The 13,827-nt window shown below is 69.2% G+C and carries 11 protein-coding genes, 1 pseudogene and 1 riboswitch; of the genes and pseudogenes, 6 read left to right on the forward strand and 6 right to left on the reverse strand.

The window, feature by feature from the left end; all coding sequences use genetic code 11:
* Positions 1 to 133 precede the first annotated feature (133 nt).
* On the forward strand, positions 134 to 1,084 hold the full coding sequence (locus tag JQT59_RS23775) for an ADP-ribosylglycohydrolase family protein (protein ID WP_213572248.1): 951 nt from the start codon (positions 134 to 136) through the stop codon (positions 1,082 to 1,084).
* On the opposite strand, the gene JQT59_RS23780 is transcribed toward JQT59_RS23775, so the two are convergent.
* Entirely contained in the window at positions 1,065 to 1,451 is a 387-nt protein-coding gene (locus tag JQT59_RS23780) for a PPOX class F420-dependent oxidoreductase (protein ID WP_213572249.1), read from the reverse strand. The genes JQT59_RS23775 and JQT59_RS23780 overlap by 20 nt on opposite strands.
* A 30-nt stretch (positions 1,452 to 1,481) precedes the next feature.
* The gene (cobN, locus tag JQT59_RS23785; RefSeq protein ID WP_213572250.1) at positions 1,482 to 5,084 is read right to left on the reverse strand and encodes a cobaltochelatase subunit CobN; all 3,603 of its coding nucleotides are present in this window, start codon (positions 5,082 to 5,084) and stop codon (positions 1,482 to 1,484) included.
* A gap of 71 nt (positions 5,085 to 5,155) precedes the next feature.
* Positions 5,156 to 5,298: riboswitch (cobalamin riboswitch) on the reverse strand.
* Positions 5,299 to 5,304: 6 nt separating this feature from the next.
* Between cobN and cobG the strand changes: the two genes are divergently transcribed.
* Genes cobG through JQT59_RS23800 form a run of 3 tightly spaced genes read left to right on the forward strand, consistent with a single transcriptional unit; the run spans position 5,305 to position 8,588 of the window.
* The gene (gene cobG, locus JQT59_RS23790; protein ID WP_213572251.1) at positions 5,305 to 6,438 is read left to right on the forward strand and encodes a precorrin-3B synthase; all 1,134 of its coding nucleotides are present in this window, start codon (positions 5,305 to 5,307) and stop codon (positions 6,436 to 6,438) included.
* A gap of 24 nt (positions 6,439 to 6,462) precedes the next feature.
* Positions 6,463 to 7,089 (forward strand): precorrin-8X methylmutase, encoded by a 627-nt coding sequence (locus JQT59_RS23795; protein WP_213572252.1) that lies wholly within the window; start codon positions 6,463 to 6,465, stop codon positions 7,087 to 7,089.
* Entirely contained in the window at positions 7,086 to 8,588 is a 1,503-nt protein-coding gene (locus JQT59_RS23800; RefSeq protein WP_213572253.1) for a precorrin-2 C(20)-methyltransferase, read from the forward strand. Before JQT59_RS23795 ends, JQT59_RS23800 begins: the two co-directional genes overlap by 4 nt.
* Before the next feature lie 27 nt (positions 8,589 to 8,615).
* Here the strand turns inward: JQT59_RS23800 and JQT59_RS23805 are convergent, their stop codons facing one another.
* The gene (locus tag JQT59_RS23805) at positions 8,616 to 9,524 is read right to left on the reverse strand and encodes a serine hydrolase (protein ID WP_213572254.1); all 909 of its coding nucleotides are present in this window, start codon (positions 9,522 to 9,524) and stop codon (positions 8,616 to 8,618) included.
* Positions 9,521 to 10,414: a LysR family transcriptional regulator gene (locus tag JQT59_RS23810; protein ID WP_213578041.1), complete on the reverse strand. Its 894-nt coding sequence runs from the start codon at positions 10,412 to 10,414 to the stop codon at positions 9,521 to 9,523. The genes JQT59_RS23805 and JQT59_RS23810 overlap by 4 nt, the downstream gene beginning before the upstream one ends.
* A 147-nt stretch (positions 10,415 to 10,561) precedes the next feature.
* On the opposite strand from JQT59_RS23810, the pseudogene bla reads away from it, so the two are divergent.
* A pseudogene (gene bla, locus JQT59_RS23815) lies at positions 10,562 to 11,510 on the forward strand (class A beta-lactamase).
* On the opposite strand, the gene JQT59_RS23820 reads toward bla, so the two are convergent.
* On the reverse strand, positions 11,485 to 12,330 hold the full coding sequence (locus JQT59_RS23820) for an HpcH/HpaI aldolase/citrate lyase family protein (protein ID WP_213572255.1): 846 nt from the start codon (positions 12,328 to 12,330) through the stop codon (positions 11,485 to 11,487). The pseudogene bla and the gene JQT59_RS23820 sit on opposite strands and share 26 nt — an antisense overlap.
* Before the next feature lie 129 nt (positions 12,331 to 12,459).
* Complete coding sequence (locus JQT59_RS23825) at positions 12,460 to 12,747, reverse strand: hypothetical protein (protein WP_159922067.1); 288 nt, start codon at positions 12,745 to 12,747, stop codon at positions 12,460 to 12,462.
* A gap of 139 nt (positions 12,748 to 12,886) precedes the next feature.
* Between JQT59_RS23825 and JQT59_RS23830 the strand changes: the two genes are divergently transcribed.
* Positions 12,887 to 13,813, forward strand: a complete 927-nt coding sequence (locus tag JQT59_RS23830; RefSeq protein ID WP_213572256.1) for an LLM class F420-dependent oxidoreductase — start codon at positions 12,887 to 12,889, stop codon at positions 13,811 to 13,813.
* The last annotated feature ends 14 nt before the right edge of the window (positions 13,814 to 13,827 follow it).

The following is a 13,827-nucleotide window of genomic DNA, read 5'->3' on the forward strand; positions in this document are numbered from 1 at the left end:
GTAAATCGAACACCTGGGTGGCCGCATCCCCACCCTGCCGCCGGGCGCGTCGTCGCCGGCTGCCCTGTAAACCTGGACAAAGCTGTTGTAGGTTGCCCTCACACACGGGCCCGCGCGGGCGGAGGGAGGCCGGATGGACAGCGACGCCGTCACCGTGGACATCTACCGGAACCGGATCGGCGCGGCACTGCGCGCCTATGCCTGCGGTGACGCTCTCGGCGTTCCCTGCGAGGGCGCGCCGGCTGCGGAGATCGACCTTTCGGCGGCGGTGGCGTTGCCGGTGCGCCCGGGCTGGCCGCGCGGCTCGACGTCGGACGACACAGCGCTCACCCTTCTGGTGGCTGAGGTCCTGATCACCGCGGCGCACGCGGATCCGGCGGAGCACTTCCTGCGGTTGTTGAGCGAGCGCGCCGACCGCGTTCCCGGTATCGGCCCCTCGACACACGCGGCGATCCAGCACTACCGCGACCACGGCCGCCCACCTGAGGCGGGCGGAAACACGAACGGTGCGGTGATGAGAGCGCTGCCGGTGGGGTGGTTCGTCCCGGTCGACGACCCCGACGGTCGCCGGGCCCTCACCCACGCGCTGTCCCGCACCACGCACCCGTCGCCGAACGCCCAGGGCGCGGCGGTGGTGATGTCGGCCTGCGCGGCATGGGCACTCGACGGTGCAACCGGGCGTGAACTACTGGAGGTCGCCCGTGAGGAAGCCGCCGTCGCGGTCCACCTGTGCGGTGCGGATCGCCGCATCGAAAAACTCCTCGCCGCGGTCGCCGATGATCAGTGGGCGGCCGATGCGGCCGGCGTGTCACTCGATCCGTACGACACCCTCGCGGCCGTGCTGTTCTGCGCGGCTTCCGCCCGACCACTCCGAGAGGCCCTCGAGCAGGCCATCGGGCTCGGCGGCGACACCGACACCGTCGCCGCCCTGGTCGGTGGTCTCCTCGGGGCACAGTCGTCCGAGGCCACGGTGCGTGCACTCCCCTGGCACGCCGACGTCCTGCTTCCCGATCCCGCGGAGATCGCGCTGCTCGCCGACGGTCTCGCGTCGGCGCGGGTGGTCGCTACCGGTCGTCCGGGTTGACGGCGAGTCCGATGGTGCCCGTCCTACCTCGCCGAAGCAGGCTGAGCTTCATCGAAATCCACCCGAGAATCCCGTACTTGCGCGCGATGACCTCGCGCGCGCGATCGGTGCCCGCGGTATCGAGGACCACCGCCCGCCCCGGGACCTCCGGCCCCTTCGGCTTTCCCCGGACATCGCACACCGCCACCGTGACCTCCGGATTGCGGCGGATTCGTTTGACCTTGTAGGAGTCGGTGACCGTCCACATCAGTAGCCGGTCCCCGTCGGGGGCCGCCCACAGTGGCGTCGCCACCGGGGAGCCGTCCTTGCGAAACGTGGTGAGCAGAACATACTTGGCGGCCGACACCCGATCGAATTCTGTGGTCACCCGGCCATGCTAGCCCGCGGGAACGCCGTCTCAGTCGCCCTCGAGTTCACCCTCGGTGTCGAGGTACACCTGACGGAGCCCATCGAGCGTGGCCTTCTCGGGGTGTTCCCACATGTCCCGCTCCGCGGCCTCGAGCAACCGCTCGGCGATTCCGTGCAGCGCCCACGGGTTCGACTTCTCCATGAACTTGCGGTTCTGCTCGTCCAGAACGTACGACTCGGCCAGCTTCTCGTACATCCAATCGGCGACGACGTTGGTGGTGGCGTCGTACCCGAACAGGTAGTCGACGGTGGCGGCCATCTCGAACGCCCCCTTGTACCCGTGCCGGCGCATCGCCTCGAGCCAACGCGGGTTGACCACCCGGGCGCGGAACACGCGGGACGTCTCCTCCGACAAGGTGCGGGTCCGCACCGAGTCGGGTCGGGTGCTGTCACCGATGTACGCCTCCGGTGACGTCCCGGTGAGCGCGCGCACCGTCGCGACCATGCCACCGTGATACTGGAAGTAGTCGTCGGCATCGGCGATGTCGTGCTCGCGGGTGTCGGTGTTCTTGGCGGCCACGGTGATTCGCCGGTACGCTGCACGCATGTCGTCGGCGGCGGGGGCGCCGTCGAGTCCGCGTCCATAGGCGAAACCGCCCCAGGTGGTGTACACCTCGGCGAGATCGGCGTCGCCGCGCCAGCTCTTGGAGTCGATCAGCTGCAGCAGTCCGGCGCCGTAGGTTCCGGGTTTCGACCCGAAGATGCGAGTGGTCGCGCGCCGCTCGTCACCGTGGTCCGCCAGATCGGCCTGCGCGTGCGCGCGCACGAAGTTGCTCTCCGCCGGTTCGTCCAGCGCGGCGACGAGCCGGACCGCGTCGTCGAGCAGGGCCAGCACGTGCGGGAACGCGTCGCGGAAGAAGCCGCTGATCCGCACGGTCACATCGATGCGCGGGCGGCCCAGCTCGACGAGGTCGATCACCTCGAGGCTCACCACCCGGCGGCTGGCCTCGTCCCACACCGGCCGCACACCGAGCAGCGCGAACACCTCCGCGATGTCGTCGCCGGAGGTGCGCATCGCGGAGGTGCCCCACACCGACAACCCCACCGACCGCGGCCAATCCCCGTGGTCGGCTCGGTACCGCTCGAGAAGCGAGTCGGCCATCGCCTGCCCGGTTTCCCACGCAAGGCGCGACGGCACGGCCTTCGGGTCGACGGAGTAGAAGTTGCGGCCCGTCGGAAGCACGTTGATGAGCCCGCGCAGCGGTGAACCGCTCGGCCCGGCGGCGATGAATCCACCGTCCAGGGCGTGCAGAACCTGCGCGATCTCGTTGTCGGTTTCCCGGAGTCGGGGCACCACCTCGGTCGCGGCGAAACGAAGGATCTTCGCGACCGTGGCGTCTTCGGTCAGCGAGTCGGCTGCCTCGGGCCGCCAGTCGGCGTCGGCCATGCCCCGCACGAGCGCGTGGGCCTGGGCCTCGACGTCGTCCACGCGGGTGCGCGATTCGTCGCCGTCCTCGCTGAGTCCGAGTGCCTCCCGCAAACCGGGAACATTCTGCTCCCCACCCCACATCTGCCGGGCACGGAGCATGGCGAGAATCAATTCCGCCTCGGCGTCGCCGCGGGGCGCCTGCCCCAGCACGTGCAGCCCGTCCCGGATCTGGACGTCCTTGATCTCGCACAGCCAGCCGTCGACGTGCAGCAGCATGTCGTCGAACACGTCTTCGTCGGGTCGTTCCTCGAGCCCGAGGTCGTGGTCCATCTTGGCGGCACGCATCAGCGTCCAGATCTGCTGGCGGATGGCCGGCAGCTTCGACGGGTCCAGGGCGGAGATGTTGGAGTGCTCGTCCAGGAGCTGCTCGAGCCGTGAGATGTCGCCGTAGCTCTCGGCACGGGCCATCGGCGGAATCAGGTGATCGACCAGGGTGGCGTGTGCACGCCGTTTGGCCTGGGTGCCCTCGCCGGGATCGTTGACCAGGAACGGGTAGATGAGCGGGAGGTCGCCGAGGGCGGCGTCGGTGCCGCACGACGCCGACATGCCGAGGGTCTTACCGGGCAGCCATTCGAGGTTGCCGTGCTTGCCGAGGTGCACCACCGCGTCGGCGCCGAAACCACCGTCCGCGGTCTGCGCGGCGATCCAGCGGTAGGCGGCGAGGTAGTGGTGGCTCGGCGGCAGGTCGGGGTCGTGGTAGATGGCCACCGGCTTCTCCCCGAAACCGCGGGGCGGCTGCACCATGAGCACCAGGTTGCCGAACTGCATTGCGGCGATGACAATTTCACCGTCGGGATCCTGGGAGCGGTCGACGTACAACTCGCCCGGTGCCGGGCCCCAGTGTTCCTCCACCCCGTCGCGCAGCTCCGCCGGCAACGCCGAGAACCATTCCCGGTAGCGGGCGGCGGAAATGCGGATCGGATTGCCCTCGAGCTGCTCGGCCGTCAACCAGTCGGGGTCCTGGCCGCCCGCGGCGATCAGGGCGTGGATGAGCGCGTCCCCGTCCTGCGCGGCGAGACCGGGCACCGCGTCCGGGCCGTCGGCCGGGCCGAGGTCGTACCCGGCCGCCCGCATGTCGGTGAGCAGGCGGATCGCACTCGCCGGGGTGTCGAGACCGACCGCGTTGCCGATCCGGGCGTGCTTGGTGGGATACGCCGACAGCATCAGGGCGATGCGACGTTCGGACGCCGGAATATGGCGCAGGCGGGCGTGCCGGACGGCGATGCCGGCCACCCGGGATGCCCGTTCGGCGTCGGGCACATACGTGGACAGCCCGTCCGCGTCGATCTCCTTGAACGAGAACGGCACCGTGATGAGGCGTCCGTCGAACTCGGGCACCGCGACCTGAGTGGCGACGTCGAGCGGGGAGAGCCCGTCGTCGTTGGACTCCCACGACTCCCGGCTGCTCGTCAGGCACAGCCCCTGCAGGATCGGCACGTCCAGTGCGGCGAGCGCGGCGACATCCCACGCCTCGTCGTCGCCGCCGGCGGACGCACCGGCGGGCTTGGTGCCGCCTGCGGCGAGCACGGTGACCACCATGGCGTCGGCGCGGCGCAGCGTCTGCAGCAGCTCGGGCTCGGCGGTGCGCAGCGACGCGCAGTAGATCGGCAGCGGGTTGCCCCCGGCAGCATCGATCGCGGCGCACAGCGCCTCGATGTAGCGGGTGTTCCCGGCCAGGTGCTGGGCTCGGTAATAGAGCACGGCGATGGTCGGGCGCTGCGCTTCGGGCTCGACGGCGAACGGTGCGAGACCCCAGCTCGGCAGATGCACCGGCGCCTCGAAACCGTGACCGGTGAGCAGGACCGTGTCGGACAGGAAGTGGTGCAGTTGGGCGAGGTTGTCGGCTCCGCCTTCGGCCAGATAGTTGTGCGCCTCCGCGGCGACGCCGGCGGTCACGGTCGAGCACTCCATCAACTCGGCGTCGGGGGCGTGCTCACCGCCCAGGACCACCACCGGCAGGCCACTGGCCAGCACCGCGTCGAGCCCGTCCTCCCACGCCCGGCGGCCACCGAGAATCCGGACCACGACGAGGTCCACGCCCGCGAGCAGTCCCGGCAGGTCCTCCTCGACCAGCAACCGTGCCGGGTTGGCCCAGCGGTAGTCCGCCTTGCTGGCACGTGCGCTGAGCAGGTCGGTGTCGGAGGTGGAGAGCAGCAGGATCACAGGTGGAGCCTTCCTGGGGTGTCGCGCCCCGTGGCGGTGGTTGCCGAAAACCGGGTCGGTTTCGGAACCGTGGGTCAACAGGACGGCAGGTGAGGGTCTGGCTCGCCCACCGGGTTCGGCGAGCTCACAGTGGCGCGACCGCACCGGAATTGCACCGGCTTCCTCTCCTGCTGCCGCAAGTGCTCGTGATGCTACCGGGCGGCCGACGTAACCTGGGACCATGGTCGCCCCTCGTTCCCGCCCCGACGCCTGCCCGGGGGCGCTACAGGTCCATCAGGCCGCCGACGGTCCGCTCGCCCGCGTGCGGCTGCCCGGTGGTGTTCTCACGCCCGCGCAGCTGCAGGTGCTCGCCGAGTCGGCCCGCGACCTCGGGAACGGGGAGATCGAACTGACCTCCCGCGGCAACGTGCAGCTTCGCGCCGTCGGCGATCCCCCGGAGTTCGCGAGGCGGCTCGCAGACACCGGCCTGCTGCCCACGCACACCCACGAACGGGTACGCAACATCCTCGCCTCGCCGTTGACGGGGCGCATCGGTGGCGTCGCCGACCTGCGGGACGTGGTCGACGAACTCGACCGGAGTTTGTGCGCCGACACCGCGCTGGCCGACCTCCCCGGCCGCGTCCTCTTCACCCTCGACGACGGCCGCGGTGACGTGTCCGCGCTCGGCGGCGATTTCGGGATACACGCGGTGAGCGAGACCGAGGTGGCGTTGGTGCTGGCCGGCCGCGACAGCGGGGCCCGGATTTCCGCGACCCAGTCGGTGCACGTGCTGCTCGACGCGGCCCGCACCTTCCTCGGCCTACGCGACGGGCAGTGGCGGCTGTCCGAGATCGACGACGGCGTCGAACGGACCCTTACCGCCCTTGCCCTTGCGCCCACCGCACAACCGGTGGCCGGGTTCGCCGAGCACCGGCCCCCGATCGGGTGGCTGGATCAGCCGGACGGCACCGTCACGCTCGGCGGCGGCCTCGCGTTCGGGGTCCTCGACTCGAGGATGGCGGAGTTCCTGGCCGCGGTGGAGAAACCGGTGATCGTCACCCCATGGAGGTCGGTGCTGCTGTGCGACCTCGACGAGTGGTCCGCCGAGCAGGTGGTCCGCGTCCTCGCACCGATGGGCCTGATCTTCGACGAGAACTCCCCCTGGTTGAACGTCACGGCCTGCACGGGCCGGCCGGGCTGCGACAAGGCGCTCGCCGACGTACGCACCGACGCCCGGGACGCCGTTCTCGGTGGCGAGCTCCCCTCCGACGGGAGGCAACACTGGTCGGGTTGTGACCGCTGCTGCGGGCGCCCCAAGGGTGAGGTGACCGATGTCGTTGCGACCGCAACCGGTTACCGGGTGGACCACCGCTGACAGCACTGCCTCTATCGTGAGGCCATGATCGAGTACATCCGAGACGGCGCGGAGATCTACCGCCAGTCCTTCGCCACGATTCGCGCCGAAGCAGATCTCAGCGCCTTCCCCGCGGACGTCTCGCAGGCCGTGGTCCGCATGATCCACGCGAGCGGCCAGGTCGATCTGGTGGACGACGTCGCATTCACCCCCGGTGTCGTCAAGGCCGCGCGGGAGGCCCTCGCGAACGGCGCCCCGATCTTCTGCGATGCGCAGATGGTGGCGGCCGGCGTCACCCGCAAGCGACTGCCCGCGGACAACGAAGTGCTGTGCACGCTACGCGACCCCCGGGTACCCGTCCTGGCCGCGCAGATCGGGAACACCCGGTCGGCCGCCGCGTTGGAGTTGTGGGGCAGCAAACTCGAGGGTGCCGTTGTCGCGATCGGGAACGCCCCCACCGCCCTCTTCTACCTGCTCCACATGATCGAGTCGGGCGCGCCGCGTCCCGCCGCGGTGATCGGTGGTCCGGTCGGTTTCATCGGTGCGGCCGAATCGAAGGAAGCACTGATCGAGCATCGGAGCGGCCTCGACTACCTGGTGGTGCGCGGCAGACGGGGTGGCAGTGCCATCACGGCGGCGGCCCTGAACGCGATTGCGAGTGAAGTGGAATGAGCGCCGAGACGAGTGCGCACGGCAAACTGTGGGGAGTCGGAATCGGTCCGGGCGATCCGGAACTGGTGACGGTCAAGGCGGCGCGGGTCATCGCCGAGGCCGACGTGGTGGCGTTCCACAGCGCCCGGCACGGCAAAAGCATCTCCCGCGGTGTCGCGGCCCCATACATGCGTGAGGACCAGATCGAGGAGCACCTCGTCTACCCCGTCACCACCGAGACGATCGATCATCCCGGCGGCTATCAGGGGGCGATGGACGAGTTCTACGAGCACGCGTCGGGGCGGCTCGCCGCGCATCTCGAGGCCGGTCGTTCGGTCGCGCTGCTCGCCGCGGGTGACCCGCTGTTCTACAGCTCGTACATGCACATGCACAAAAGGTTGGCGCAGCGGTTCGACGCCGAGGTGATCCCCGGTGTGACTGCCGTGAGCGCCGCCTCGGCCGCCCTGGCCATGCCGCTGGTCGAGGGTGAGGAAGTGCTCACCGTCCTGCCCGGAACGTTGCCGCAGGCGGAATTGACCCGACGCCTCCGTGAGACCGACGCCGCCGCGATCCTCAAGCTCGGCCGCACCTATCCGGCGGTCCGCCAGGCGCTGAAAGATTCCGGCCGCATCGACGAGGCCTGGTATGTCGAGCGGGCCAGCACCGACCGGGAACGGATCGCCTCCGCGGACGAGGTATCCGACAGCGACGTGCCCTACTTCTCGATCGCCGTGATCCCGAGCCCGTCCAACAGCCGCGGGGACACCACAGCACCCACCGGCGAACTCGTCGTCGTCGGACTGGGTCCGGGCGATCACGCCTGGACCACCCCCGAAGTGCAGTACGAATTGTCCCTCGCCACCGACGTCGTCGGCTACGGTCCGTACATCGACAGGGTGCCCGAACGGCCCGGTCAGCGCCGGCATGCCAGCGACAACCGCGTCGAGGCCGAACGCGCGGCGATGGCGCTCGACCTGGCCAAGAACGGGGCCCGGGTGGCCGTGGTGTCCTCCGGTGACCCGGGGGTGTTCGCCATGGCCGCGGCCGTGCTCGAGGTGGCTGCCGAGGACCAGTGGCGTGACGTTCCCGTCCGCGTGCTCCCCGGCATGACCGCCGCCAACGCGGTGGCGAGCCGTGTCGGTGCTCCCCTCGGCCACGACTACGCCGTCCTGTCCCTGTCGGACCGGCTGAAGCCGTGGGACATCGTGGCGCAACGTATTTCGGCGGTCGCGAGCGCCGACATGGCGTTCGCCGTCTACAACCCGGCGTCGAAGTCACGTACCTGGCAGGTGGCCGCGATGCGCGACCTCGTGCTCGAGCACCGCTCCCCCGACACCCCCGTGATCATCGGACGCGATGTGGCCGGCGTGCAGGAATCGGTGCGGGTGGTCCGCCTCGCCGATCTCGACCCCGCCGAGATCGACATGCGGTGCCTGCTGATCGTCGGCTCCTCGATGACCACCGTCGTCGAGAACGAACACGGCACCCGGGTCTTCACTCCCCGCCGCTATCCCGGCTGAGCGGACGCAGCACATCGACACCGGGTCTCACTCGATGCGTCCGGACCGAAGTTCGGTCACCGCGATCTGGGCGGCGCGGCCGATCGCCTGATCCACCACGGGCAGAAGGGGATCCGCCCGCGCTGCCCGTGTGAACACGGCCACGGCCACCGGGATCTCACCCGGGAAGGTGACCACGGCCACCTCGTTGCGGATCGCCCCGATGGTGCCGGTCTTCCCCGCCACCGTGACGTCGGCATAGGGAAATCCCGAGCGGATTCGGTGTTGCCACACCTGCGCGGCCATCACCTGCCGGATGAACTCGCCCTGCACCGGCGACACCGCCCGGTCCGTCCAGATCGCGTCGAGCAGCGCCGTCATCTCACGCGGGGTGGTGGCACTCGCGTACGAGGGGTCGTAGGCCGACACCGTCCACGCATCGTCGTTGTCGGCGAGCGCGGCGAACGCTTCCGCAGTGGTGTGCGCGTGGGAGTCGATCACCAGTTTCCGATGCACGTCCGCCGTCCCGCCCACGATGCGGGTCCGTGTCAGACACAGGTCGGTGAGCACCCTGTCGACGGCGTCGAGACCGACTCCGCCGAGAACGAGATCAGCCGCGGCGTTGTCGGAGACGGTCATCATCGACAGCGCGAGATCCCGCCAACTCATCACCACGGGATCGCGGAACATCGACACCCCGGTCGGCCCCGGCGTGCAGTCCGCAGGGTTGACACGCACCGTCGACGTCGACGACAGAGTGCCCGCGTCGAAGGCGCGGCAGAGGGCGACCAGCAGCGGCAGTTTGTACACCGACGCGGTGACAACCAGGTCGTCACCGTCGACGGAGACGGCCGGAACGGCGTCATCGGTCGGGCCGACCCGGCGCGCGTGGAGCCAGCCGACGCACCCGGCGTCGGCGAAGACATCACGGATCCGTTTCTCGGGCGACGAAGTCATCGCCCGCCCTTGAACAGCACTCGGTCGAGCGCGCCTGCGGAGACGGAGACGTCACTGCCCGACCGCCAGACGATGCGCACGCGCAAGGCCAAGTCGTGGCGGACCAGGTCGAGCCAGGCCACCCCCGGCATGTCCGCCGGCGAAGTCGTGGTCACCCCGAAACAGCCACCGGCCGCCACGTGGGCGAGCACCTCCCGTGGTCCCGGCGCGACGACGACGTCCGGGTCGAGGCCGCGGGCCCGCCACAGGTCGACGAACAGATCGTGCGCCGGTGGGTTGTCCGAGCGTGGGCCGGTCGACAGCGTCAACCCCCGCAACATTCGGACCTGCGGCTGTCGGGCGGTCGCTGCGGGGTGATCGTCCGGAACCACCACCCAGCGCCGGATCTTCAGGACAGGCCCACTGCCGAGCCCGGTGAGCAGCGCGGGATGTTCGATCACCGCCACGTCGAGACTGCCGCTGCGGACCTCTTCCACCAAGTCGGTCGTTGCCGCTGTTCGCGTCATCACCCTCGTCCGGTGGGCGCGGTCCGCGTCGCGGAGGGCACGAACACACCGCACCACGACATCGTCGCCCAACGCGGGCGTCACACCCCATCGCACCACCGCGTCGCTTCCGCCGGCGAGGCGGCGCGCCTCGTCCTCGAACCGGGCGGCATCGTTCACGAGCAGCCGCGCCCGCGGCAACAGGTGCCGTCCCGCCTCCGTCAGCCCGACACCGCGCGCACTGCGGGAAACGAGTTCGGTGCCGAGTCGCTGTTCGAGCCGCCGGACTCCCTGCGACAGCGGCGGCTGTGTCATCCCCAGCCGGGTTGCGGCGTTTCCGAAGTGACCCTCTTCCGCAACGGCGACAAAGAAACTGAGATGGCGGAGAAGATCCATGCCCACCATTGAACCAGCGGCGAACAACGCGGCCGGGTGCGTCCACCAAAAAGGTCCTGTGCGGACGGGTGCCACGCTGCGGTGATATCGAAGACGACTCGGCGGGGCGACGTTCACGTCTTTGCGTTCGCGCCCCATCAGCCCGAGATTGTGTGCATGACCCGACTACGATCTCCTCGCCACGTCTACACCCTCGCGCTCGCACTGCCTCTGCTGCTCGGCGCCTGCACGGACGCCGCGGAATCCGTTCGACCCGTCACGTCGGCACCGGCCGTCGCGTCGGCAGTTTCGTCGGCGCAGGCGGCTTTCCTCGACTCACGCATCGCTGAGCTGGAGGCGCAGTACTCGACCCGCATCGGTGTCACGGCAGTCGATCCCATCACCGGGGCCGTGTACAGGCATCGCGGCGCCGAAAGGTTCGCCCTGTGCTCGACGTTCAAGACGTACGCCGCCGCAGAGGTTCTCCGCCGTACGAGTGAAGGCACCTCGTCACTCGACAAGGCGATTCCCGTCGAAGCCTCTGCTCTGGTGGAGAATTCACCGGTCACCGCGGCGGCAGTGGGCACCTCGATGACGCTGGCGGAGCTCGCCGAAGCGGCCCTCACCCGCAGCGACAACACCGCCGGAAACCTACTGTTGACGGAAATCGGGGGTCCGCAGGCCATCACCTCACTCGCTCGCAGCATCGGTGACGACACCACCCGACTCGACCGCTGGGAGACCGAACTGAACACCGCCCTCCGCGGCGATCCCCGCGACACGTCCACGACCGACGGCCTCGCCGAGGGCTACCGGGCACTGCTCCTCGGCGACGAGCTCGAGCCCAACCACCGACGGCAGTTGCTCGACTGGCTACGCGCCAGCACCACCTCCGACACGCGTATCCGGGCAGGGTTGCCGCCGGGGTGGTCCGCCGCCGACAAGACCGGAACCGGACGATTCGGAACCGCCAACGACGCCGGCGTGGTGTGGGATCGGGAGGGGCAACCCCCTCGTGCTCGTCATCCTGACCGACAGTTCGACCAATCAGGAAGCGGCTCAACCGAACAGCGACGCCATTGCCGAGACGACAACCGCGGTCATCGGAGCGCTCGACGCCCCGTGAAGTGCGCGGATCGCCGCAAGATGTCATGGGCACGGGCGAGCTGAGGTCGGTGACCGCCATGGGTGGCGCGACTGCCGTCGGCGCCGAGACGGTCGATGATCGTCTCGGCCCAGACCACTTCGTCCGCATCCGGGGCCAACGCCGAATTGATCACCGGGACCTGCTCGCTCGACAAGGTCAGCTTGCCCGTCATACCCATGTCGAGAGCAAGCAGCGCATCGGACCGCGTCACCTCGGCGTCGAGCACGAGTGTCGGTCCGTCGACGGGCGCACCGATGCCCGCGGCGCGACTGGCGTTGACCAGCCGTGATCGCGCGTACGCGAGCGCCATCGGGCTGCGGCCCGCGCCGATGTCGCGGCAGTAGTCGCCGATCCCGAATGCCAGCCGCACCACCGGCGCAGTGCGGGCGATCTCGTAGGCGGCCACGACCGCGGCGGCCGATTCGATCAGGGCAACCACCGGCACACCGGGAAGTGCGGCGGCGGTGGCACGAATCTGTTCGGGCGAATCCGTTTTCGACAACATCACCCCCTGCAAGCCCCTCGACCCCCGGATCGACTCGAGGTCACGCTGCCAGTGGTCGGTGGTCGCGTCATTGAGACGTACCCAGCCGCGGTGACTGTCGAGCCATCCGGCAACGCAGGCACGTCCGTCGTCCTTTGCGGCCGAAGGCAGCCCGTCCTCCAGGTCGACGACGAGGCAGTCGGTTCCGGACTGGGCTGCGGCGGTGATTGTTTCGGAATCGACTGCGGGAACCAGGAACCAGCTGCGGGCCATCAGGACATCGACCGACGGGGTCCGGACCATGTCGATACTCATGTCGCTCTACGCTCTGCCATGCTCGACAGTCTGCTGAAGACCGGCACCCGGGCACACTCGCCGAAGTGGAGTGTGCCCGGCACACAAAGCTGCCGCTTCGTCAGGTGCGCCGACCCGACTCGTCACGGGTCAGATGTCGAAAGCCCAGTTGACCGGGTTGAACACCACCCGATACCACACGTCCGCCGCGGAATCGAAGGTGCAGGGGATGATGATGTAACCGGTGGTCTTCTCGAGCGCTGCCGCCTTGTTGCAGAAGTACTCGCCACCTTCACCGGACGTCTCGGCGCGGTAGACGGGGCCGACATGCCAGGGGTCGGCCCCGGCCGTGCCTGCCCCGACGGTGGATCCGAGAACGAGGGGTGCGGCCAGGAGGCCGACGAGTGCTGCGGTTCGCCGAACGGACTTCTTCTGCACGAAAGCTCCTTCACGTGGCGGGGACACGACAGTTCTGTGCCGTTAGGTCGTTCACCGCGGAACTATCGTTACCATCGCTTCACGACAGCGGTCCCGGATTTCCTGCGCACTCCCCCGCCGATCAGGCATCGTGGTGGTCATGCGCGATTTCCGGTTCTCCTTCAACATCCTCGATGTCGGTTCCCGCGACGCGCTGATCGATCGCTGTCGCCGCAGCGCGGAACTGGGCTACGACGTGGTGCTCGCCGCCGACCATCTCGGCGCACCGGCACCGTTTCCGCTGCTGGTGGCCATCGCCGACGCCACCCCGCAGCGGGTCGGCACCCTGGTACTCAATGCTCCGTTCTGGAACGCGGCCCTCCTCGCGCGGGATATCGCGACCACCGACGTCCTCACCGACGGCCGGCTCGAGATCGGTCTCGGCGCGGGGCACATGAAGTGGGAGTTCGACGCCGCCGACATCGAGTGGAAACCGTTCGGTGGGCGGGTCGAACAGTTGGCGACCACGGTCGACGACCTGCACACGTTCTTCACCACCGATTTCGACGAGCTCCCCGAAGAACGGGACGCACCCCGACCACTCCAGCGGTCGGGCTTCGAAGGGTCGGGACCGCCCCTGCTGATCGGCGGCACCGGTGATCGTGTGTTGCGCATCGCTGCGGCACACGCGGACACCGTCGGGGTGGCGGGCACATTCCAGATTCCCGGTAAGCCGCCGGGAACGTTCCGGCTCGCCACAGCCGAAGAAACCGACGAACGAATCCGATTCGTGCGCAAGCACGCCGGAAGTCGGGCGGACGGCATCGAATGGCACCTGCTCGTGCAGATGGTCGTCGAGACAGACGACCGAAAGTCCGCGGCACAGCGCATCGCCGAACGGATGACCGGAAGCATGACAGCCGACGCCGTGCTCGATACGCCGTATCTGCTGTTGGGAACCGTCGACGAGATGGCCGAACAACTCGCGCGGCACCGCGAACGGTACGGCTTCTCGTACATCACCGTCCACGACCCTTACATGGAGGTATTCGCGCCCGTGATCGCCGCTCTCCGCAAGCGTGGGTGACCCGGACGGTCACC

This window comes from Rhodococcus sp. USK13 (assembly GCF_018343855.1).
GTDB lineage: Bacteria > Actinomycetota > Actinomycetes > Mycobacteriales > Mycobacteriaceae > Rhodococcus_F > Rhodococcus_F oxybenzonivorans.

What these genes read in the sequence shown, in the direction of transcription:
- JQT59_RS23775 (WP_213572248.1), top strand. Translation starts at nt 134, where the DNA reads ATGGACAGCGACGCCGTCACCGTGGACATCTACCGGAACCGGATCGGC.
- cobG (WP_213572251.1), top strand. Translation starts at nt 5,305, where the DNA reads ATGGTCGCCCCTCGTTCCCGCCCCGACGCCTGCCCGGGGGCGCTACAG.
- JQT59_RS23795 (WP_213572252.1), top strand. Translation starts at nt 6,463, where the DNA reads ATGATCGAGTACATCCGAGACGGCGCGGAGATCTACCGCCAGTCCTTC.
- JQT59_RS23800 (WP_213572253.1), top strand. Translation starts at nt 7,086, where the DNA reads ATGAGCGCCGAGACGAGTGCGCACGGCAAACTGTGGGGAGTCGGAATC.
- JQT59_RS23805 (WP_213572254.1), bottom strand. Translation starts at nt 9,524, where the DNA reads ATGACTTCGTCGCCCGAGAAACGGATCCGTGATGTCTTCGCCGACGCC.
- JQT59_RS23810 (WP_213578041.1), bottom strand. Translation starts at nt 10,414, where the DNA reads ATGGTGGGCATGGATCTTCTCCGCCATCTCAGTTTCTTTGTCGCCGTT.
- JQT59_RS23820 (WP_213572255.1), bottom strand. Translation starts at nt 12,330, where the DNA reads ATGAGTATCGACATGGTCCGGACCCCGTCGGTCGATGTCCTGATGGCC.
- JQT59_RS23830 (WP_213572256.1), top strand. Translation starts at nt 12,887, where the DNA reads ATGCGCGATTTCCGGTTCTCCTTCAACATCCTCGATGTCGGTTCCCGC.